18 protein-coding genes and 3 tRNA genes are annotated in these 22,114 nt (G+C 56.6%); 10 read left to right on the top strand and 11 right to left on the bottom strand.

The window, feature by feature from the left end; translation table 11 throughout:
- The first annotated feature begins 24 nt into the window (after positions 1–24).
- Positions 25–100 (top strand) — tRNA-Asn (locus AC1VYI_RS09770).
- A gap of 83 nt (positions 101–183) precedes the next feature.
- On the opposite strand, the gene AC1VYI_RS09765 is transcribed toward AC1VYI_RS09770, so the two are convergent.
- Positions 184–573: a RidA family protein gene (locus tag AC1VYI_RS09765; protein WP_134865972.1), complete on the bottom strand. Its 390-nt coding sequence runs from the start codon at positions 571–573 to the stop codon at positions 184–186.
- 141 nt (positions 574–714) lie between these two features.
- Here AC1VYI_RS09765 and AC1VYI_RS09760 point away from each other — a divergent pair, with 141 nt between their 5' ends.
- A complete protein-coding gene (locus tag AC1VYI_RS09760; RefSeq protein WP_045403136.1) occupies positions 715–1,635 on the top strand; it encodes a LysR family transcriptional regulator in 921 nt (306 codons plus the stop codon).
- Positions 1,636–1,710: 75 nt separating this feature from the next.
- Here AC1VYI_RS09760 and AC1VYI_RS09755 read toward each other — a convergent pair whose 3' ends face one another.
- The 3 genes from AC1VYI_RS09755 to AC1VYI_RS09745 all read right to left on the bottom strand — a co-directional run bounded on the left by AC1VYI_RS09755 (position 1,711) and on the right by AC1VYI_RS09745 (position 3,442).
- On the bottom strand, positions 1,711–2,013 hold the full coding sequence (locus AC1VYI_RS09755; protein WP_029741460.1) for a helix-turn-helix domain-containing protein: 303 nt from the start codon (positions 2,011–2,013) through the stop codon (positions 1,711–1,713).
- 4 nt (positions 2,014–2,017) lie between these two features.
- Positions 2,018–2,371, bottom strand: a complete 354-nt coding sequence (locus tag AC1VYI_RS09750) for a type II toxin-antitoxin system RelE/ParE family toxin (RefSeq protein ID WP_047744331.1) — start codon at positions 2,369–2,371, stop codon at positions 2,018–2,020.
- A 177-nt stretch (positions 2,372–2,548) separates the two neighbouring features.
- Entirely contained in the window at positions 2,549–3,442 is an 894-nt protein-coding gene (locus AC1VYI_RS09745) for a LysR substrate-binding domain-containing protein (RefSeq protein ID WP_134865971.1), read from the bottom strand.
- 170 nt (positions 3,443–3,612) lie between these two features.
- Here AC1VYI_RS09745 and AC1VYI_RS09740 point away from each other — a divergent pair, with 170 nt between their 5' ends.
- A complete protein-coding gene (locus AC1VYI_RS09740; protein WP_057060296.1) occupies positions 3,613–4,221 on the top strand; it encodes a glutathione S-transferase family protein in 609 nt (202 codons plus the stop codon).
- Between the two features lie 43 nt (positions 4,222–4,264).
- Here AC1VYI_RS09740 and cbl read toward each other — a convergent pair whose 3' ends face one another.
- Together cbl and nac are read right to left on the bottom strand one after the other, a co-directional pair.
- The gene (gene cbl, locus AC1VYI_RS09735; protein ID WP_010432106.1) at positions 4,265–5,215 is read right to left on the bottom strand and encodes an HTH-type transcriptional regulator Cbl; all 951 of its coding nucleotides are present in this window, start codon (positions 5,213–5,215) and stop codon (positions 4,265–4,267) included.
- A 96-nt stretch (positions 5,216–5,311) separates the two neighbouring features.
- Complete coding sequence (gene nac / locus AC1VYI_RS09730; RefSeq protein ID WP_008499475.1) at positions 5,312–6,229, bottom strand: nitrogen assimilation transcriptional regulator NAC; 918 nt, start codon at positions 6,227–6,229, stop codon at positions 5,312–5,314.
- A 320-nt stretch (positions 6,230–6,549) separates the two neighbouring features.
- On the opposite strand from nac, the gene AC1VYI_RS09725 reads away from it, so the two are divergent.
- Positions 6,550–6,625: transfer RNA gene (locus AC1VYI_RS09725), tRNA-Asn, on the top strand.
- A gap of 157 nt (positions 6,626–6,782) precedes the next feature.
- Here AC1VYI_RS09725 and ldtA read toward each other — a convergent pair.
- The 3 genes from ldtA to AC1VYI_RS09710 form a co-directional block, all read right to left on the bottom strand.
- Complete coding sequence (gene ldtA, locus AC1VYI_RS09720) at positions 6,783–7,679, bottom strand: L,D-transpeptidase (protein WP_023312346.1); 897 nt, start codon at positions 7,677–7,679, stop codon at positions 6,783–6,785.
- Between the two features lie 61 nt (positions 7,680–7,740).
- On the bottom strand, positions 7,741–10,434 hold the full coding sequence (locus tag AC1VYI_RS09715; protein WP_134865970.1) for a cation-transporting P-type ATPase: 2,694 nt from the start codon (positions 10,432–10,434) through the stop codon (positions 7,741–7,743).
- A gap of 47 nt (positions 10,435–10,481) precedes the next feature.
- Positions 10,482–10,913 (bottom strand): universal stress protein, encoded by a 432-nt coding sequence (locus AC1VYI_RS09710; RefSeq protein WP_063928012.1) that lies wholly within the window; start codon positions 10,911–10,913, stop codon positions 10,482–10,484.
- Positions 10,914–11,308: 395 nt separating this feature from the next.
- Between AC1VYI_RS09710 and AC1VYI_RS09705 the strand changes: the two genes are divergently transcribed.
- From AC1VYI_RS09705 to AC1VYI_RS09695, 3 genes are read left to right on the top strand one after another with little or no spacing between them, the layout of a single operon-like run.
- A complete protein-coding gene (locus tag AC1VYI_RS09705; protein WP_047741634.1) occupies positions 11,309–12,394 on the top strand; it encodes an efflux RND transporter periplasmic adaptor subunit in 1,086 nt (361 codons plus the stop codon).
- Positions 12,394–15,456 (top strand): efflux RND transporter permease subunit, encoded by a 3,063-nt coding sequence (locus AC1VYI_RS09700; RefSeq protein ID WP_059445025.1) that lies wholly within the window; start codon positions 12,394–12,396, stop codon positions 15,454–15,456. Before AC1VYI_RS09705 ends, AC1VYI_RS09700 begins: the two co-directional genes overlap by 1 nt.
- The gene (locus AC1VYI_RS09695) at positions 15,453–16,418 is read left to right on the top strand and encodes an acyltransferase (protein WP_134865969.1); all 966 of its coding nucleotides are present in this window, start codon (positions 15,453–15,455) and stop codon (positions 16,416–16,418) included. Before AC1VYI_RS09700 ends, AC1VYI_RS09695 begins: the two co-directional genes overlap by 4 nt.
- Here AC1VYI_RS09695 and pagP read toward each other — a convergent pair.
- Positions 16,415–16,990, bottom strand: coding sequence for a lipid IV(A) palmitoyltransferase PagP (gene pagP / locus AC1VYI_RS09690; RefSeq protein WP_134865968.1), 576 nt, complete (start codon positions 16,988–16,990; stop codon positions 16,415–16,417). The genes AC1VYI_RS09695 and pagP overlap by 4 nt on opposite strands.
- Positions 16,991–17,245: 255 nt before the next feature.
- Here pagP and shiA point away from each other — a divergent pair, with 255 nt between their 5' ends.
- From shiA to AC1VYI_RS09675, 3 genes are all read left to right on the top strand, one after another.
- Positions 17,246–18,562 carry a shikimate transporter gene (gene shiA / locus AC1VYI_RS09685; RefSeq protein ID WP_134865967.1) on the top strand — a complete coding sequence of 439 codons (1,317 nt, stop codon included), beginning with the start codon at positions 17,246–17,248 and terminating at the stop codon, positions 18,560–18,562.
- 73 nt (positions 18,563–18,635) lie between these two features.
- Positions 18,636–20,090, top strand: a complete 1,455-nt coding sequence (locus tag AC1VYI_RS09680; protein WP_047741631.1) for an AMP nucleosidase — start codon at positions 18,636–18,638, stop codon at positions 20,088–20,090.
- Between the two features lie 18 nt (positions 20,091–20,108).
- Positions 20,109–21,875 (top strand): aminopeptidase P family protein, encoded by a 1,767-nt coding sequence (locus AC1VYI_RS09675; protein WP_134865966.1) that lies wholly within the window; start codon positions 20,109–20,111, stop codon positions 21,873–21,875.
- A 142-nt stretch (positions 21,876–22,017) separates the two neighbouring features.
- On the opposite strand, the gene AC1VYI_RS09670 is transcribed toward AC1VYI_RS09675, so the two are convergent.
- Positions 22,018–22,093 (bottom strand) — tRNA-Asn (locus AC1VYI_RS09670).
- Between the last annotated feature and the right edge of the window lie 21 nt (positions 22,094–22,114).

Here is a 22,114-nt window from a genome sequence, read left to right as displayed (position 1 = left end):
TACTATGCGCCTCGTTCACACGATTCCTCTGTAGTTCAGTCGGTAGAACGGCGGACTGTTAATCCGTATGTCACTGGTTCGAGTCCAGTCAGAGGAGCCAAATTTGAAAAGCCTGCTTTTAAAGCAGGCTTTTTGCTTTTCTGCGTTCGGATAATTTGCCGTATGGCAAAAAGCTCCTGTCGCTTAGGGCAGCCTGGCAATCACCTTAATCTCAAACTGGAATCCGTACAGCCACGTCACGCCGATCCCAGTCAACGTAGGGTAAGGCGCTTCCCCCCAATATTCTGGCAGGATACTCCAGATTGCGTCGAGGTTTGACTCGGGATCGACGACAAAGAGGGTAACGTCAACCACGTCATCGAACGTGCAGCCCGCAGCTGCGAGAACAGCATTAAGGTTATCGAATGCCAGCCGGATCTGCGCGTTGAGATCCTCTTCAGGCGAACCATCCTCCCGGCTACCTACCTGTCCCGAAACAAACAGGAAGCCGTTAGATTTGATGGCGGGTGAATAGCGATTACGCTCGAAGAGCGCCTGCCGTCCTAATGGAAAAACTGCTTCGCGTGTTGTCATGTTTGTGCCTCTGTAATGGGGCGAAATCTGCCCGGTGAACATAAAGACACTTTACAGGTGCCAGATCGGGCGGATAAACAAGCGACTTTGTTCATCATTGTTTGTAATATCCAAACAATCTGCGAAAAGAGAGGACCTGGGATGGATCGTTTCGATGCGATGCGCGCCTTTGCTCGCGTGGTGGAGGCTGGCAGTTTCACCAAGGCTGCCCAAACGCTTCATATGAGCAAAACCACGGTGACGCAGCTTATTCAGCAGCTCGAAGCTCGCCTGCGCGTAAAGCTGCTCCATCGCACCACCCGCAGGCTCGGTGTGACTCCTGATGGCGCGGTCTACTACGAGCGCGTCATCCGCCTGCTGGCGGACATGGAAGATGCTGAAAACAGCCTGTCCAGTGCGGCAATTACGCCCAGAGGACGGCTACGGGTAGATGTGCCCACTCCTCTCGCCCGCCTGGTGCTGGTGCCCGCGCTACCGGCTTTTCACGTGCGCTACCCTGATATCCAGTTCGACATGGGCGTGAGTGACCGGGTGGTGGATCTGATCGGCGACAACGTGGATTGCGTCGTGCGCGGCGGGGGAATCAATGACCAGTCCCTGATCGCACGCCATGTTGGCGATTTGCAAATCGGTGTTTACGTCGCACCGAGTTACGTGGAACGCCTCGGCGCCCCTGCGCACCCGCGAGAGCTGGAAAACACGGACCATCGCATAGTGGGATTCTTGTCCTCACGCACCGGTAAGATTGATCCTCTGGTACTGAACGGTGAGAGTGTACGTATTGAAATCACGGGAAGCTATGTGCTTGCAGTGGATGATGGCAACGCCTACCTCGAAGCCGGGCTCGCGGGATTAGGCGTGATTGCGCTACCCGTCTATATGGCGGCAGCGCATCAGGCATGTGGTTCCTTGATTCCGCTATTTGAAGACTGGCGTATTGATCCAATGCCCCTGTATCTGGCATTTCCGCCGAACCGCCACGTTAACGCCAAACTGCGCGTTTTTATCGATTGGATCGTTGAATTGATGCAGCAGCATGTCCCCACTTCTACCCATAAGTAACTGCATCTATTCGTTCATCACCGCGAGTGACGGTCATGCTGGCGGTTTTGAAGCAGGTTTTTTTGCTTTTCTGCCCTACAGCACAAACTCATAGTGCGAGCCATCCGGCAGCTCCACATCAAGCCGCAGCTTTCCGCCCGCCGCCTCAACGTAGCGCTTGAGAGAAGAGAGTTTCAAATCGCGCCCGGGCTTTTCCATTACCGCAACGGTAGGTTGCCTGATACCCAACGCCTGCGCCATTTCTACCTGCGTTTTTTGTACTTTCTCGCGTAACTCAGCAAGATGAATGTTGAGCAAAATATCCGTTGCTATCGCCTGAGCGCTGGCGACAACCTCCGGCTTTTCATCCGCTATAAGCTGCTCAAGGGTTCTTCCCATCGCGCTATTCCCTCTCTTTTAATGTATTCAGCCAGTGAGTGAATTCCCGGTCAGCAACGAGAAGCATCTCATCGTAGAATCGCCTTTCATTGCCGACCTTATTACCCGCACAAAGCACGATACCCGTGCGGTTTGGATCAAAGGCGAAAAACGCCCGCAAGGGATCGCCATTACTCTGAATACGTAGCTCTTTCATGTTGCTGTGACGAAAGCCTTTAAGCGTATCAGCGTAGGGTCTCGATAAACCCGGCCCCTTCTCTCGCAAAACAAGCAGTGCTGCAAGTACGCTGGCGCGTTCGGTATCGTCAAGCGAAGTGAACCAGCGATCAAACCTGTCCGTCGTGTTAATTGCCCACACAAGGCCTCCCATCCAATATAGATCAAAATCTATATATATGCAAAGCTATAGCGATGATTATGCAGAGATGGAAAAGCAGAATCTTGTGGGGTTACGGAAATACTGAACGCGTGCCGGAGTAATTCTGTGTATCCCTTGTTGGATATTCATCTTGTTACGAGCAGCATCGAAAAAAGTTCAGCAGCCCGTCAACTGCCGCCAGGCCGCCACCTCCTCATCCAGCCATGCGACAAATAGAGCCACCTCCGGCTTCGTCTCCGTTGACCGCGCTGTCACAAGCCAGTAAGGCCAGGGATACGGCGCGGTAATGGAGGTTAGCTGGACCAGTTCACCCCGGGTGATGGCATCCTGAACCAGAGAGCGGCGCTCCAGCGCGATCCCTTTCCCGAGCCGAACAGCTTCGATAATGATATTTGAGTCGTTAATGCATAAACCGCCAGGCACGATCTCTTTCTCCAGCCCCGCATTCACGCACCACGTTTTCCACGACTCCATGGAAAAAATAATATGACTTTTTGCAATCTCAGCCGGCGTAGCGGGCAACACACCGTCGTTATAGCCAGGCGCGGCCACCACAATGAGTTCATCGGAAAAAAGGTACTGGCTTTCACTCCCTTCCCAGTTTCCTTTCCCCATCCGTATCGAGATGTCTATCCCCTCCAGCTGCAGGCTGGTGACCGTCAGGCTGGCCTGGATCCGAAGGGTGATAAGCGGATATTTCGCCCGAAAGCGTTCCAGACGCGGCAACAGCCAGTGGCATCCAAAAGACGGCACCATCGCCAGCGTCAGCTCCTGCTTTCTCGGCTTCACCTGTACAAGCCGGGTGGCATCCGCAATATGGTTCAACGCCTCGCGTACCTGTAAGGCATATAGCCGCCCTTCTTCGTTGATCTGCACCCCGCGTCCCTGACGGATAAAGAGCTTAACGCCCACCATCTCCTCCAGCAGTTTGATCTGCTGGCTGATTGCGGAATGGGTAACGTGGAGTTCTTTCGCCGCCAGCGTCACGCTGCCAAGACGGGCGACGGCTTCAAAGCTTCGCAAACTGGCAATGGGTGGAAAATCCGACATGAAAGCACTCCTTTATCCGCGCTGGATGTATAACGGCAACTTGCCCACATGTCAGTAATACTAACCTTTACGGTAAGATACGGAAGATATTCGCCAGGAAGTTTGTATTGTACTGTCTGTTCATCCTCTTCAATGACGCGTTATTTCACAGAGACAGGAAAACGGGAACGATGATTAAGCTTGTTGGCATGATGGATTCACCTTATGTACGGCGCGTGGCGATCTCCCTTGAGCTTTATGGCGTTGAGTTTGAAAGCCAGCCGCTGTCGGTCTTTAGCACTTTCGAAGCGTTCTCCCGAATTAACCCCGCGGTAAAAGCGCCGACGCTGATTCTGGATAACGGAGTACGTTTGATGGATTCGTCGCTGATACTGAATTATTTCGAGGCTCAGGCCGCACCCGAGCGGAGGCTCCTGCCCGTCGCGCCGGATGCGCTGGCAAACGATCTTCAGACGCTGGGCTTTATCCTCGCTGCCGCTGAGAAAGCCGTGCAAAATGTGTATGAACACCACCAGCGCCCGTTGGAAAAGCAGCACGCTTTATGGGTCGAACGCATTACAACCCAACTGCTGGCGGCCTGCAGGGAATGGAATGCCTTGCTGAAGACGCGTCCGGCCTCCGCCGATCCCGATCAGGTTGCCGTCACGAGCACGGTTGTCTGGACGTTTATTCAGTCGATGATTCCGCACGTCGTTAACGCAGCGGATTTTAGAGAGATTCAGGCGGCTGCCGAATCATTTGAATCACAGGCGGTCTTTAAAAAATATCCGTTCAACTAAGCGATGAGCCCGGTCAGCGCAGCGCTACCGGGCAAACCAGCGCCTAAATCTGATAATCAATCGCCACTTCTTCCGGTTCCATCACCTGGCGTTTAATCTCATCCACCGACAGCCCGGCGTTGCAGAGCTCGATAAAGCGCCACACGTAGTTGCGCTGCAGCTGCCCGCGCTTCAGGCCAAGCCATACGGTGTTAGCGTCAAACAGGTGACGCGTATCAAGACGCACCAGGTTCCCGTCCTCGCGTTCTCCGCTGGACTGTTCCGCCACCAGACCAATGCCCAGACCCAGCTCGACGTAGGTTTTGATCACGTCAGAATCCTGCGCGCTCAGCACCACGTCCGGCGTTAACCCTTTGCGGTTGAAGGCTTCATCAATACGCGAGCGTCCGGTGATCCCCTGGCGGTAGGTAATGAGCGGCCATTTCGCAATGTCTTCCAGCGTCAGGGGAGAGACCTGATTGAGCGGATGATCGACCGGGAGTAATAAGCTGTGGTACCAGCGGAACCAGGGGAACGCCACCAGCAGCGGGTCGTTGCTCAGGCGTTCGCTGGCTATGCCGATATCCGCCCCACCGTTTTGCAGCAGCACTTCAATTTCCTGCGGCGTGCCCTGGATAAGCTCCAGACGGACGTCGGGGAAAAGTTCGCGGAACGCTTTAATCACCGGCGGCAGGCTGTAGCGCGCCTGGGTGTGGGTGGTAGCGATGGTGAGTACGCCCGAGGCGTCATTGGTAAAGAGATCCGCCAGACGACGCACGTTGCTGGCCTCGTTGAGGATCCGCTCTGCGATGGTGAGCAGAGCCTTACCCGGCTCCGTCATGCCGAGCAGCCGCTTGCCGCGACGGATAAAAATCTCTATGCCCAGCTCCTCTTCCAGCTCGCGGATATGGCGGCTGACGCCGGACTGAGAGGTATAAAGCATATTGGCGACCTCGGTCAGGTTGTAGTCCCGCCTGGCCGCCTCACGGATAATTTTAAGTTGCTGGAAATTCACGATTCACTCCGGCGCATCTGACATAGCTCTATTGTTAGAGTCAGCCGCGCTGCAGAACAAATAATAAAAACCAGCATCTTATGCTTTTATGGAATATCAGCTCACGAGCTGGAGTTCACGGTTCTCAAGCGACGGCTTGCTGACCAGCGACATCAAAATCTCTTTTACCGCCTGCGCCTGCGGCGACAGCGAACCGCGTGCAGACATGTTCAGCGACAGCGGCAGGCTCATCGAAGGCGTGGTGATACGCGCCATCCAGCCGTTCGCCGCGCTGCACAGCGAGCGGGCTGCGGATTCCGGCAGAACCGTCACGCCCATTCCGCTGGCAATGGCCGCGGTGAGCGTGGAGATTGAGTCAATTTCACCGATGATTTTGGCCGTCAGGCGGCGCAGTGAGAACGCTTCGTCCACGCGCACGCGCACGGCGCTGTAGTCTCGCGGCAGATAAAGGTTCATCTCTGCCACGGCGGTAAGGTCTACGCTCTGGCCCGGACAGTCTCGTGTCCCCACGAGGTAGAGATCTTCTTTCAGCAGCGGCTGGCTGGTGATGCCGGCGACCGGGGAGCGATCGTAAAGGACCGCCATATCCAGCTGGCCGTTGAGCAGTTTGTCATTCAGCACGGAGCCGCTGTTTTCGTGCAGGTAGACCAGCACCTCAGGCAGCTCGGCGCGAACGGCCTGCAGCAGCGGCATGGTAATAGAGGACGCGGCAGTTCCCGGCGCCAGGCCGATAGAAACGTGTCCGCTCAGGGTCTGGCCCACGTTATTCACCGCCAGCTGCGCCTGTTCACACTGGCGAAGGATGGTGCGCGCATGGGTATACAGGATCTTGCCTGCTTCCGTTGGCGTGACGCCGCGTTTGGTGCGGATCAACAGCTGCTGATCCATCTCGCCTTCCAGAGTAGCCACCTGCTGGCTCAGCGCAGGCTGCGCGATATGCAGCACTTCTGCCGCTTGAGTCAGGCTGCCGATATCGACGATTTTTACGAAGTATTTCAGTCGTCTTAAGTTCATTTTGCCCCCTGTTCGAAATGCTGTGCCGGAACCGGCTGTCGTTGTTGAACAGGTTTTGCAATATGAATGCCACTTTTACCAGGCGGTCTAAATTGTTCGCTAAGCGCCTGAAAATAAGGAAACCTAATTACAGAGGGGGGTTTTATTACCGAAACAGCAGTTTATGATCTGCCCCATTAGGGGTATACCCGCACCATGACGGTGCATTCCGCTGTCAAAAACATCACTTTGCCGATTTTGTCAGCAAACGATCAAAAGGCGTTGATCCACCCTTTGACAAGGCGAACGCAGGTCGATAATATGCGCCCCGTTCACACGATTCCTCTGTAGTTCAGTCGGTAGAACGGCGGACTGTTAATCCGTATGTCACTGGTTCGAGTCCAGTCAGAGGAGCCAAATTTGAAAAGCCTGCTTTTAAAGCAGGCTTTTTGCTTTTCTGCATCTCGAAAAATTGTCGGGTGGCGGCTTCGCCTTACCCGACCTACGGGGCTCGTGTGTGCCCCCTCTCCCGTGGGAGAGGGTTGGGGTGAGGGAACCAGTCCGCACTATGCCTCTACATGCCAAGCTTCACCGGCATCCCCGACCGCCGTTCCAGCTCAGCGCCCGCGCCCTCGTTTATCAGCTGCGTTCGCTGCGCGGCTGAAATAGGCAGCGGCACTTTCCGGGTTGACTCAAACTCCGCGCGGTTACGTGATAATGGCTCGTGAACTTCCACCCAGCGGCTGCCGTCCGGCTCGGTGGTGACTTTAACCGGCCTGTCGATAAGCTGCACGCGGGTGCCTACGGGAACGTTATCGAAAAGATACTTGATGTCGTTATTACGCAGACGAATACAGCCCTGACTTACCCGCAGCCCGATGCCGAAATTCGAGTTTGTGCCGTGAATGGCATACAGCCTGCCGATATAAATGGCATACAGCCCCATCGGGTTATCCGGCCCGGCGGGTACGAATGCCGGAAGCGTTTTCCCTTCTGCCGCATAGGCACGGCGCGTGTTCGGCGTCGGAGACCAGGTTGGCCCCTCCTGCTTACGCTCAACGGCCGTCACCCAGTTACGCGGGGTTTCGCGTCCGGCCTGACCTATGCCGATGGGCAGAACTTCAACGGTATTACCGCCAGGCGGATAATAGTAGAGACGCATTTCCGCAGCATTCACGATAATGCCCTCGCGGACGGTGTCGGGCAAAATCAGCTGCTGAGGGATCACCAGCCGGGTGCCGGATTTAGGCAAAAAAGGATCTACGCCCGGGTTCGCTTCCAGCAGATTGCTCAGCCCCTGCCCGTACTGCGCGGCAAAGGCTTCCAGAGGCAGCGTGTTACCTTCAGGAACGGTGATGATAATCGGGGTTCCCACCAGACGACTGCCTTCCGGCGGAAGCGTATAGGTTACGGCAAACGCACCGGGTACAGCGGCACACAGCGTAAGGACGAACCAGGTAAGTCGAATCATAGTTTTCTGCGCTCAAAAAAGAGAAAGCCCGGACTCAGGCAGGCTTTCTCAGTTTACGCTATTACGCTTCGGTTTTGCGCCACCTGCGCGTCAGCACTTTCTCCGCCTCGACAATAAGGAACATCACAAAACCAATCAGGAAGGTGATGACCCAGTAGCGGAACGGCAGCGCTTCGGTGCCAAACAGCATCTGCATGAACGGTGCGTAAATGATAAGAAGCTGTAGCGCCAGCAGTACGCCGCTCACGATCCAAATCCCTTTATTCGCCAGCAGGCCTTTGCTCAGCGAGAAGCCGTCATTCACGCGGCAGTTAAGCATGTAGAACCACTGCGCGGTCACCAGGGTTTGCAGCAGCACGGTGCGGATAAATTCCGCCGAATAGCCGCGCGGCTGTAGCCAGGCTTCCAGCACGAAGGCGCTAATGGCAATCATCAGACCGACAAACACCACGCGCCAGATGGCATAGCCGTCCATCACATGGAGATTAGCCTTGCGCGGTGGCCGGTTCATGATGTCTTTCTCACCCGCTTCAAACGCCAGGCCAAACGACAGCGTTGCTGACGTGGCCATGTTCATCCACAGGATCAGGACCGGCGTCAGCGGGATCAGGTTCCCCGCCAGCAGCGCGATGATGATCAGCAGAGCCTGCGCGATGTTGCTGGGGATAACGAACAGAATGGTCTTTTTCAGGTTGTCGTAAACCCGGCGTCCCTCGTGCACCGCGCTGGCAATGGTGGCAAAGTTGTCGTCCGTTAACACCATGTCGGCGGCTTCCTTGGTTACTTCGGTTCCCTTGATTCCCATGGCGATACCCACATCCGCCCGCTTGAGCGCCGGGGCATCATTTACGCCATCCCCGGTCATGCCCACGACTTCCTGCTTACTTTGCAGGGCCTGCACAAGGCGGAATTTATCCTCCGGGCTGGTTCGGGCGAAAATATCGTACTGCTGCGCGGCGTCACTCAGCTGAGGATCGTCCATCGCTTCCAGCTCACGTCCGGTGATAGCGCTTGCGGCGTTACCAATCCCCAACATTTGCCCAATGCTCATGGCCGTTTGCGGGTGGTCGCCGGTGATCATTTTCACGCGGATCCCGGCCTGCAGACAGTCGGCAATGGCGGTAATGGCCTCCGGACGCGGCGGATCCATCATTCCAGCAATACCCAGCAGGATCACGCCATCATGCAGGTCCGGGTGATCCAGCTCGCGTTGCCCCTCGCGGGCAGGTTTCCAGGCCGCGGCCACCATGCGCAGACCTTCCCGGGCATATTCTTCAATCTTCCCTTCCCAGTAAGGCTGATCGAACGGCTGCAGCCCGTCATTCGTCTGCTGGTACTGGCAGAGGCGGAACAGGACGTCCGGCGCGCCGGTGATTAAAATCACCTCTTCATCACCCAGCCGGTACAGGGTGGACATGTATTTATACTGTGAATCAAACGGGATTTTGCTGCGCATTTCGGTATCGAGCGGTGGGAGCGGGATTTTCGCCGCCAGCACCTTCAGCGCGCCCTCGGTTGGGCCCCCGGTGATTTTCCACAGCCCCTGCTCGTCTTTGATCAGCTGGCTGTCATTACAAAGGTCAATGGTGCGCAGGTAGCGTTCCAGCAGGGAACCCTGCGTCACGCTGACGGGCGTTGGGTCATCTACGGGGTGAATATTCCCCACCGGTTCGTAGCTGTCGCCCTCCACGCGATAGGTCGTGTCAGCGGTAATCACCGCTTTGACCGTCATTTCATTCATCGTCAGGGTGCCGGTTTTATCCGAACAGATGACCGTCATCGCCCCCAGCGTTTCAACCGTAGGCAGCTTGCGAATGATGGCCTTGCGGCGCGCCATGGCCTGTACGCCAAGCGAAAGGATGATGGAGATGATGGCCGGCAGGCCTTCCGGCACGGCGGCAACGGCGAGGCTGATAAGCGACAGCACCAGTTCAGAAACCGGCATATCCCGGAACAAGAGGCTAAAGACAAACAGCGCCACCATCATCACCAGGATAGTGATGAAGATGGTCTTACCGAGCTTGTCCATCTGCACCATCAGCGGCGTGCGGTGCTTTTCAATGTCGGACATCATCTGATTGATGTGGCCCAGCTCGGTCTCACCCCCGGTTGCTACCACCACGCCTTTACCGCCGCCGGAGCTGACGGTGGTGCCCGAGTAGAGCAGATTATACCGGTCACCTAAGGGCAGTTCCCCGCTTAACGCATCGCTGTTTTTCTCAACAACGGTGGATTCGCCGGTCAGGATGGCCTCCTCCACGCGAAGGTTATGCGCTTCAATCACGCGCAGGTCCGCAGGGATACGATCTCCGGCGCGGATCACCACGATATCTCCCGGGACCAGCGCCGTGGTGGGGATCGTTTCATGATTCCCCTGTCGTACCACTACGGCTTCGCTGGAGAGCATATTGCGAATGCTCTGCAACGATTTTTCAGCATTGCTCTCCTGGATATGGCCAATCAGCGCGTTAATGATGGCAACCCCAAGGATCACAAACATGTCTACCCAGTGGCCCATAAAGAGCTTAAGCAACGCGGCCACCAGCAGAACGTAAATCAATACGTCGTTAAAATGCGCCAGGAAGCGCAGCCAGGCGGGTTTGCCCTTTTTTTGCGGCAACGCATTCTCACCATGCTGCTGAAGTCGGGCTGATGCCTCAGTGCCGCTAAGTCCTTCCAGAGTGGAGTGGATATTCGACAGGGTTTCGTCAACGGTTTGTTGATAATACGGACGTTCAGGTTTTCCTGTTTTCATCGTTCCTTCCTCAGGTTCTATTCAGAAATCACCTTGCTTTCATGTAATTAACGAATAACGAAAACAGGAACATGGGCGTAACGGACAATACTTGCCGCCTCCGAACCTAACAAATGGGTTTGAATATTTGGATTTCGCGAGCCGACAATAATCGCGCCGACGGTAAGTTCATCCGCCAGCTTAATAACCTCATCACGAACATTTCCGCTACGAACATGGAGATGAACACGATCTTCCGGCAGATTCAATTTTTTGACCAGGTCAGACAGCTTTTCTTTCGAATTATTAATCATATATTCATCCATCTTGCGCGCATCTGAAATAAAACCGCGCGTCAGTTCGGCTGAAAATTTGGGCATGACGTGCAGTAAATGAATGTCACCCGATGCGCTTTGCGCCAGAAACTGTGCATGCTGCAACGCTTTATCCGCCAGGCTTGTCTCGTAGACATCCACCGGAACGAGAATGTTTTTATACATATCGAGCATCCTTTTTATAACCAACACGAGAGTGAATGAAGCAAAAAACGCATTAAATGCAGGGGGTTGCCCTTAATGCCAGTTACGGTAAAAAGAGATGGATGATATTAAACGTAGCACAGGAATATCAGGTTTAGCGCTTGCCCACTGATAATGGTTATTTAACATTTATCTTTTCGCAGACTATGCTCATAGTCAGCCACCGCTTCCGGCTCATGGAGGAATTTATGTATGGTTTAAGCCTGATCCGCCTGGGTATGTTTATCGCGCTTGCTATTATCGCCAGCACGGCGATTGGTTTATTTACCTATATGGTCGTCACTGTTCTGGCTGAATAGTGTCACCCCTGTCCAGGTTATGGAATAAATAAAACAGTTATTTATTAGGGGAATACAGTGAACCGCTACCTCTCTCTTTTACCGTTCGTTTTGTTAACGCTCACGGCGTGCGACCCGAAACCCAAGCAAGCATCCCCCCTGCCCAGGATGGTAAAAGTGGCGGAGGTGACGGCTCCCGGTCACGCCCAGCAGCGCGTTTTCCCCGCCCGCATTGAATCGGGCGATGCCACAGACCTTTCCTTCAAGCGCGCAGGCCAAATTGAAGCGCTCGATGTTCGTCAGGGCGCAGCCATCAAACAGGGGCAACAGCTTGCCAGACTGAACGCCAGTGAAGCCCAGCAGCGGGTTAACGACAGACAAACGGCGGCGACGCTGGCCCAGAGGCAATTCGATCGCTTCCAGACGCTGGCGGGCCGCCAGGCGATTTCGAAAGCAGAAATGGACGTGCAGCGCGCGAACCGCGATTCGGCGAATGCGGCGCTACAAATTGCTCGGGAAGAGCTGAATCAGATGACGCTCGTCGCCCCCTTCAGCGGGACGGTGGCCAGCGTACATGTCCGAAACCATCAGGTGGTGTCCCCCGGTCAGCCCATTGCCACGTTAACCCGCACCGACCTGCTGGACGTGGTGTTCAGTATCCCTGAAAACCTCTTTAAGGCCTTTGATATCCGCAACGCGCAGTATCGCCCCGTGGTGAAAATTAACGCCATGCCGGATCGGGAATTTACCGCCGTCTACAAAGAGCACTCGGGCAGCAGCGACAGTAATACCCTGACCTGGCAGGTGATACTGACCATGCCGCGCCCGGATGATTTTCCCGCCGTCGGTGGCGTAAGCGGTACGGTGACCATCAATTTAACCAACCTTCCGGCGGGCGCGGACGCTCAGGCGCTGGTCGTACCGGTTGAGGCAGTCTTTAACCCGAACAACAGCCCGCGCAACGAGCCGCACGTCTGGGTCGTAACGGGCGAAGGCGACGCGCTCCATCTCGAAGACCGCAAGGTCAGCGTGGGGCAAGTGAGCACCGAAGGGGTGGTGATTACCAGCGGGCTTAAGGCAGGCGAACGCGTGGTGGCCGCGGGCGTTGGGGAGCTCCATGCTAACCAGCCGGTACGTATCTGGACGCGTGAACGGGGACTGTAATGGATATCTCTCGTCAATTTATCAATAACCCTGTTCGCGTCTGGCTAACGATCCTGCTGCTGGGCATCGGGGGTATTTTCGCCCTGTTGAATATCGGCAGGCTGGAAGATCCCGCCTTTACCATCAAAACCGCAGTGGTGGTCACCCACTACCCCGGCGCATCCGCTCAGCAGGTTGAAGAGGAGGTGACGCTTCCGCTGGAGAATGCCCTTCAGCAGCTGCCTTATCTGGACAACGTGAGCTCCATCTCTTCAAACGGTCTGTCGCAAATCACCGTTAACATCGCTTCACGCTATCACTCGAACGAGCTGCCGCAGATTTGGGATGAACTGCGCCGCCGCGTGGGCGATGCCTCGCGTCAGTTCCCGCCCGGCGTCGTCACGCCCTTTGTGAATGACGATTTCGGCGACGTGTTCGGCTTCTTCTTCGCCATTTCCGGAGATGAATTCAGTAATCCTGAACTGGTGAGATATGCGGAGCAGCTGCGCCGGGAGTTAATTCTGATACCCGGCGTCGCGAAGGTCGCCATCGGCGGGGCGATTAGCCAACAGGTCAATATCGATATCTCCCTAACCAAAATGGCCGCGCGCGGCATTACGCTGAACCAGCTTTCCGCCCTGCTCAGCAGACTTAACGTCGTTTCCAGCGCAGGAGAAATCACCTCCGGCACCGAATCCATTCGCCTGCACCCGACCGGTGAGTTCGAGAATCTTGATGAACTGGCGGATATCATCATCACGCCTTCCGGCACCGGGGCGGCGACGCGTCTGCGGGATATCGCCACGCTGTCGCGCGGGCTGAACGAATCGCCGGCCAGTATCTACCATGCCAACGGTAAAAAAGCCGTCACCATGGGCGTCTCGTTTATTCCCGGCGTGAACGTTATCGACGTGGGCCACGCGCTGGAGGCGAAGCTAAGCCAGATGTCGGCGGAAAAACCGGCAGGCATACAGATAGATCTGTTTTACGATCAGGCAGCCGAAGTGGGCCACTCCGTTAACGGTTTTATTATTAACTTCCTGATGGCGCTGGCGATTGTCATCGGCGTGCTGCTGATCTTTATGGGCGTACGCAGCGGGATCATCATTGCGGTTTCTCTCGCCCTTAACGTGCTGGGCACGCTGCTGATTATGTATCTGTGTGGCATTGAGCTACAGCGCATCTCGCTCGGGGCGCTGATTATCGCCCTCAGCATGCTGGTGGATAACGCCATCGTGATTGTCGAAGGGGTGTTGATTGCCCGACAGCAGGGCTCGCCTCTGCTGACCGCCGTGAACTACATCATCCGCCGCTCCGCCCTGCCGCTGCTGGGGGCGACGGTGATTGCCATCCTGGCGTTTGCCCCTATCGGGCTGTCGCAGGATTCCACCGGGGAATATTGTAAATCCCTGTTCCAGGTGCTGCTGATTTCCCTGATGCTGAGCTGGTTCTCTGCGCTCACCCTCACCCCGGTGCTGATTAAGTGGTGGTTGTTTAAAAACGACAGCGCGCCCGATAAAACCGACGAGTCAGATCCTTACGACAAACGCCTCTACCGCGCCTACCAGCGCCTGCTTAACGCGCTGCTGCACCATAAGGCACCGACGCTCATTGTGATGGCTGCGCTGCTGGCAGCCTCTGTCTGGGGCTTCGGCGCCGTGCGGCAAAACTTTTTCCCGTCGTCTAATACGCCGATTTTCTTTGTCGACCTGTGGCTACCCTACGGCACCGATATCAAGTGGACTGAGAAAATGACCAGCGATATTGAAAAGACGATCAATGGCCAGCCGGGCGTGGAGACCACCGTCTCAACCATTGGTCAGGGAAGTATGCGCTTCATTCTGACCTACAGCGGACAGCGCCAGTACAGCAACTATGCGCAGATCATGGTGCGCATGGACGACCAGCGCAACATCTCCGCCCTGACGCGCCACGTGGACGAGTACATCGCGCGAAACTATCCGCAGGTCAACGCCAGCACCAAGCGCGTGATGTTTGGCCCCTCCGGCGACAGCGCCATTGAGGTGCGCATTAAAGGCCCCGACCCTGACAGGCTGCGCCTGATTGCCAGCCAGGTGGACGACATCCTCACCCGCGACCCGGCCACGGGCAGCGTCAGGAACGACTGGCAAAACCGCAGCAAGGTGATCCGCCCACAGTACGTTGCCGCCCTGGGCCGCGAGCTTGGCGTAGATAAGCAGGACGTTGATAACGCGCTGGAGATGAACTTCTCCGGCAGCCGGGCTGGGCTGTACCGGGAAGGCAGCGACCTGCTCCCGGTCGTGGTGCGCCCGCCTGAGAGCGAACGGCTGGACGCCAATCACCTGAACAACGTGCTGGTGTGGAGCCAGACGCGGCAGCAGTATATCCCGCTGAGTAACGTCGTCAGCCGCTTCTCACTGGAGTGGGAAGATCCGCTCATCCTTCGACGCGACCGCTCGAGGGTGCTGACGGTGCAGACGGACCCGGACCCGCTGAGCCAGCAAACCTCCGGGGACATTCTCGCCCGCGTGAAGCCGCAGATTGATGCCCTTAGCCTGCCACACGGCTACAGCATCGAGTGGGGGGGCGACGCGGAAAACTCCAGCGAAGCGCAGCAGGGGCTATTCACTACGCTACCTCTCGGGTATCTGGTGATGTTTGTTATCACCGTACTGATGTTCAGCTCGGTAAAAAATGCCGTCGCCATCTGGCTGACCGTGCCGCTGGCGTTGATTGGCGTCACGCCTGGATTCTTGATTACCGGTATCCCGTTCGGCTTTATGGCGCTGATTGGCCTGCTGAGCCTGAGCGGCATGCTCATCCGTAACGGCATCGTGCTGGTGGAAGAGATCGAACAGCAGAAAACGCAAAAGGACCAGCACGAGGCGATCGTGTACGCCGCCACCTCGCGCCTGCGCCCTATCCTGCTCACCGCTTTCACGACCGTACTGGGCCTGGCTCCGCTGCTGCTGGACGTTTTCTTCCAGAGCATGGCCGTTGTCATTATGTTTGGACTGGGATTTGCTACAATCCTGACGCTGCTGGTACTCCCCGTGATTTATGCGTGTTTCCATCGTAAGGACGAAGCCAAACAACAATGAATGCGACAGGGCTGAACATTATCAAAACGCAGGGCTGTATGACGGCGGTCACCTTCTTCACCATCTATAATACCTGGGATCTTTATGATTATGACTATCACTGGATCCTGGGGTTTTTAACCTTTATCTCGACGATTGCCACGCCGCTGTTTTTTGTGGTTGCGGGCTATCTCGACGGACAATCCCGGCACGGCACCCGCTGGCAGTTGGGTAAAATTAAAAGCCTGGTGATTGTTTTTCTGTTCTGGATAACGATCTACTACCTGTGGGAGCCCTATCAGCGCGGGTATTTAATCCAGCCCTGGTTCGTGTTTGCGTTTGTGGTGATTTACACCTTCCACCCGGCGGTGGAGTGGCTCAGCCAGCGGCGAGCGCTGTTCTGCGGCGCGATTGCCGCCCTACTGCTCTTTTCCTACGGATACGATCTGCTATCGGCGCTCTATCCTGAGGCGCACGCCCTTTCTCTTTCACCACAGTATCGGCTGTGGACGTGGCTGCTGTTTTATCTGACGGGGCAACTCTTCTGCGACCCGAAAGTCGCCGAGTGGATTAGCCGCAAAAATGTGGTCAGGGCGGCGGTTGTCGCCATCCCGTTTATCTACCTCTTCACCTGGTTTTACGAGCGCCACTTCTTCTTCGCGCTGTTCAAGGCGGACAGAAACGCCTTTATTCTCACCGGCTCTCAAATTTACATTTTGATCATCGCGCTGGTGATTGCGGCAAACGGCGTGCGCTTTCGCCGCAATGCTGAATTTAAAGAGTCCATTCTGGCCGCTATCAGCAAAACGATGACCGGCGTGTACATTGTGCATTACTCGGTGTTTCATCTCCTGACGGCGCTGATACCGGTGACCTCTCTCGGTATGAAGCTGGCGCTGATTGTGCTCACTTTCATTACCTCTGTTCTCTTCTCCATGCTGATATTGTCTAACGCCGTGGCAAAAAAGGTGATCACCCTTTAAAAGCCTAAGCGCAGCCAGGCAAAGAGCACGTTACCGTTGTTATAAGTCCCGGGAATGTAGGTGAACTGGACGGTAACGCGCTTATACCCGGCCGAAAAAAGTGGGAAGATGAACGGTAGCGGGACATAGTTTGCAAAATCATCTCGCGCCGTGATGCCCGCCGCGGCACCGAGCCCGAGGCGGAAATCTTTGGCATTATCCAGATACCAGCCCTTCTCCCAGCCATAGCCCATCGCGGGCTGCCATTCGTTGTGCGAGTCCTTGAACATCATCGCGAACAGCGCGCTCCAGTTGCCCTCTTCGTTATAGCGGGAAACGCCCAGCCCGCCGCCCCACGGCATTTCATTGTAATTGTCCGTTTTTTCCTTGTCGTACATAAAGCGGGCGTGCCAGCTCAGGAACGGCAGGTACAGATCGTAACGTTGAGGCTCTTCCCAGGTCCGGGAGATATCATCCGTCAGCGCATTCCACCAGCCGCTGATACGCTGTTCACCATAGACGTTGGGCTCCGCATGAAGCGGTGCGACGAATAAAAACAGGACCATCAAGAATGCCAAAAAGGTGCGTTGCATCGTTATTCCCTCAGCTTAACTCGCGCAGCAGTCACTATTACTGTAAACCATTCAGCACTTAACGGAGCCGGGAAGACATAATTATACGGCGCAGGTGTAGATGAAATTTATTTATTCAGCGCCTTCCGGAAAGATAAAAACGTTTTCTCAGGCGTTTTGTCGCGGTAGTCTCATAGGTTCCGTTTATATGGCGGCTGCTTTGTGAGTGACCTTTTCTTATACCAATAATTAAAAATCAGTACGGACAGGACAACTATGGACTCCACCCTCATCTCCGATCGTCCCAACGAGGAGACACCTTCGCTCAATCGTGCCCGCCGCGCAGCCTTAGGCAGCTTCGCGGGTGCCGTCGTCGACTGGTATGATTTTCTGCTTTACGGCATCACTGCCGCCCTGGTGTTTAACCGCGAGTTTTTTCCTCAGGTCAGCCCCGCGATGGGCACGCTCGCCGCGTTTGCCACCTTCGGCGTCGGCTTTCTGTTTCGCCCGCTGGGCGGTGTGATCTTCGGCCACTTCGGCGACCGCCTGGGCCGCAAGCGCATGCTGATGCTCACCGTCTGGATGATGGGGATCGCCACCGCGCTTATCGGTATTCTCCCCTCGTTTGCCTCTATCGGCTGGTGGGCACCGGTACTGCTGGTCACCCTACGCGCCATCCAGGGCTTCGCCGTAGGCGGCGAATGGGGCGGTGCGGCGCTGCTGTCCGTTGAGAGCGCGCCGAAGCACAGAAAAGCGTTTTACAGCAGCGGCGTACAGGTCGGGTACGGCGTAGGCCTTCTGCTTTCCACCGGGCTGGTATCGCTAATCAGCCAGCTTACTACTGACGAGCAGTTCCTGAGCTGGGGCTGGCGCATTCCGTTCATCTTCAGCATCGTGCTGGTCATCGCCGCGCTGTGGATCCGCAACGGGATGGAAGAGTCCGCGGAATTCGAACAGCAGCAGCGGGAAAAACCGCTCGCCAAAAAGCGTCTGCCTGTGATGGAAGCGCTGGTTCAGCACCCTGGCGCTTTTCTGAAAATTATCGCCCTGCGCCTGTGCGAGCTGCTGACGATGTATATCGCCACCGCGTTTGCCCTGAACTACTCGACGCAGAATCTCGGTCTGCCGCGCGAGCTGTTCCTGAATATTGGCCTGCTGGTCGGCGGGATCAGCTGCCTGACAATCCCCTGCTTCGCGTGGCTGGCGGACAGGTTTGGCCGCCGTCGCGTTTACATCACCGGGGCGCTGATTGGCACCCTCAGCGCCTGGCCATTCTTTATGGCGCTGGAGGCGCAGTCGATCTTCTGGATTGTCTTCTTCGCCATCATGCTCGCCAACATCGCTCACGACATGGTGGTGTGCGTGCAGCAGCCGATGTTCACCGAGCTGTTTGGCGCAAGCTACCGCTACAGCGGCGCGGGCGTGGGCTACCAGGTCGCAAGCGTGGTCGGTGGCGGATTTACGCCGTTTATTGCCGCCGCGCTGGTGACCTTCTCCGGCGGCAACTGGCACAGCGTGGCGATTTATCTGCTCGCCGGCTGCCTGCTGTCGGCGGCAACGGCGCTGCTGATGAAAGAGACGAGCCACGGCTGATCTCCCTTTTGTTTCACAGGCGTGTGACATACTATCGGGTAGAGTCGCACACCTGTGGAACAAGGAGACAGAGATGAATAATAAGGGCTCCAGCCTGACCCCGGCTCAGGCGCTGGAAAAACTCGACGCGCTGTATGAACAGTCCGTCAACGCGCTGCGCAGCGCCATCAGCGAATATATCGAAACAGGGAAACTTCCCGACCAAAAGGCCAGAACCGAGGGCCTTTTTGTTTATCCATCGCTCTCTGTGACCTGGGACGGCAGCGCCAGCAGTAATCCCAAAACCCGCGCCTACGCGCGTTTTACCCACTCCGGCTGCTACAGCACCACCGTCACCCGCCCTGCGCTGTTCCGCCCGTATCTTGAAGAACAACTCACGCTGCTGTACCAGGATTACGGCGCGCACATTGCCGTTGAGCCCTCCCAGCATGAGATCCCGTATCCCTACGTGATTGACGGTTCGGCGTTAACCCTTGACCGCTCCATGAGCGCGGGGCTGACCCGCCACTTCCCGACCACCGAGCTTTCCCAGATTGGCGATGAGACGGCCGACGGGATTTATCATCCGGCAGAATTTTCTCCCCTGTCGCATTTTGATGCCCGCCGGGTCGATTTCTCCCTGGCGCGCCTGCGCCACTACACCGGTACGCCAGTCGAACATTTCCAGCCGTTCGTGCTCTTTACCAACTACACCCGTTACGTCGATGAGTTTGTCCGCTGGGGCTGCAGCCAGATCCTCGACCCGGAAAGCCCGTATATCGCGCTGTCCTGCGCGGGCGGGATCTGGATCACCGCTGAAACCGAAGCGCCCGAGCAGGCCATTTCCGACCTGGCGTGGAAAAAGCACCAGATGCCCGCCTGGCACCTGATCACCGCCGACGGTCAGGGCATCACCCTGATCAACATCGGCGTTGGCCCGTCAAATGCCAAGACCATCTGCGACCATCTGGCGGTACTGCGCCCGGACGTATGGCTGATGATTGGCCACTGCGGCGGCCTGCGCGAAAGCCAGCTGATTGGCGACTACGTGCTGGCTCACGCCTATCTGCGCGATGACCACGTGCTTGATGCGGTGCTGCCGCCGGATATCCCAATCCCGAGCATCGCCGAAGTACAGCGCGCGCTGTATGACGCTACCAAAGAGGTCAGCGGCATGCCGGGCGAAGAGGTTAAACAGCGCCTGCGCACCGGTACGGTCGTCACAACGGATGACCGCAACTGGGAGCTGCGCTACTCCGCCTCCGCGCTGCGGTTCAACCTGAGCCGCGCGGTGGCGATCGATATGGAGAGCGCCACCATCGCCGCGCAGGGGTATCGCTTCCGCGTCCCTTACGGCACGCTGCTGTGCGTCTCCGATAAGCCGCTGCACGGCGAAATTAAGCTGCCGGGCCAGGCCAACCGTTTCTATGAAGGAGCTATCTCAGAGCATCTGCAGATTGGTATTCGTGCGATTGATTTACTTCGCGCGGAGGGCGACAAGCTGCATTCGCGCAAGCTGCGCACCTTCAACGAGCCGCCGTTCCGCTAATAACGATAAGGAAAAACAATGTCCAGCACATCACCGCTCTCTGCCCTGCGCCACTGGCTTGAGGCCAGCCATCTCGACGGGATGATCGTCCCGCGAGCGGATGCCTGGCAGAGCGAATACTGCGCGCCTTACGACGAAAAGCTGGCCTGGCTGACGGGCTTTGACGGCTCGGCCGGCGTGGCGCTGGTGCTGAAAAACAAAGCGCTGCTGTTCGTCGACGGGCGCTATCAGGTTCAGGCACGCGTTCAGGTCAATACGGATGAGGTTGAGATCCACCACCTTCACAACGAGCCGCTGGCAGAATGGCTGGCAGAAAACGTTGAGGCAGGAACGCGCGTCGGTTTTGACGCGCTGCTGATGACCAATTCAGAGTTTGAGCAGCTGTCAGCCACGCCGTGCGAGCTGGTGCCTCTGAAGGCCTCGCCGTTTGACACGCTATGGACCGATCGCCCTGCCGCACCGGCGGGGCTTATCCGTGAAATGCCGGTTGAACACAGCGGTGAACGCAGCGCGGACAAACGTCAGCGCGTCGCCGCCGTGCTGGCAGAACACAATGCTGATTTCCTCGCCGTGACGCTGCCGGATAACATCGCCTGGCTGCTAAACGTGCGTGGATCAGATATCCCCTTTAGCCCGGTTCCTCTTTCCTTCGCGCTGCTCAGCCGTGATGGTAGCGTTGAGTGGTTTGTTAACGACAATAAGCTCAGCGCACTGCCTGACGGTGTGCGCAGTGCGTTCGCCGTTGCCCCGCAGGATACCTTTATTGAACGCTGCCAGCAGGTTGCTGAAGGCAAACGGGTGATGATTGATGCCGATTCCGCGCCGGTGGCCCTGCGCTTCGCCGTTGAGCCACGGGGAGAAATTGTCTGGCGGACTGACCCCATCACCCTGATGAAAGCGACTAAAAATCCGGTCGAGCTGGCAGGCTATCGCGAGTGCCATCACCAGGACGGGGCCGCGTGGGTCAACTTCCTCGCCTGGCTGAGCCGTGAAGTGCCGCGGCGCGAGGCGGCAGGAAAACCGCTCACCGAGCTGGACGCGCAGGCGCAGCAGCTTGCGTTTCGTCAACAGCAGCCCGGGTTCATCGAGCAGAGTTTTGCAACCATCTCCGCCTCTTCGAGCAATGCGGCGATGTGCCACTATCACTCGAGCGAGGCCAGCAATCAGCCCATCGGCCATGACCATTTTTACCTGAACGATTCCGGCGGCCAGTATGTTAACGGCACCACCGACGCCACGCGTACGCTGGCGTGGGGGAAAGTCGATCCGCAGCAGCGCCTGCACTACACCGCCGTGCTGAGAGGCTTTCTGTCGCTCATTACCCTGCAGTTCCCTTCCGGGACTCAGGGGCATCAGCTGGATGCGTTTGCGCGTCGCCCGCTGTGGGAGATGGGGCTGGATTACGATCACGGTACGGGACACGGCGTGGGGCACCAGCTGCTGATCCACGAGAACCCGCATCGCATCGCCAAAAAGGTCAATCCGTGGCCGCTGGTGGCGGGCAATATCATGACTATCGAGCCGGGCTACTATCTGGGCGACAGCCACGGTATTCGTATTGAAAACCAGGTTGAGATTGTGGAGAGCCGTCCGGGGTTCTGCAAATTTGCCTCGCTGACGCTGATCCCGATCGACTTAAGTCAGGTTGAGCTGCATCTGCTGAGCGAGCAGGAAAAGCAGTGGCTGGATGCGTATCACCGGCAGGTACGCGAGGTGCTTTCACCTCTGGTGAATAGCGATGCGCGTCCGTGGCTGGTGGAAGCGACAGCGCCGATTGGTGTGTAATTTCGTGCGGTCTGGTGCCCTCACCCCAACCCTCTCCCACGGGAGAGGGTGCACACACTAAAAACGGCAACAAGGTTGCCGTTTTGCATTTACCTTGCGCAGAAAAGCAAAAAGCCTGCTTTAAAAGCAGGCTTTTTAAATTTGGCTCCTCTGACTGGACTCGAACCAGTGACATACGGATTAACAGTCCGCCGTTCTACCGACTGAACTACAGAGGAATCGTGTGAACGGGGCGCATA

Source organism: Enterobacter sp. QK-SA4 (genome assembly GCF_056856775.1).
Note: the sequence above shows the minus strand (reverse complement) of the source record. Positions and strands in the feature narration are given on the sequence as shown.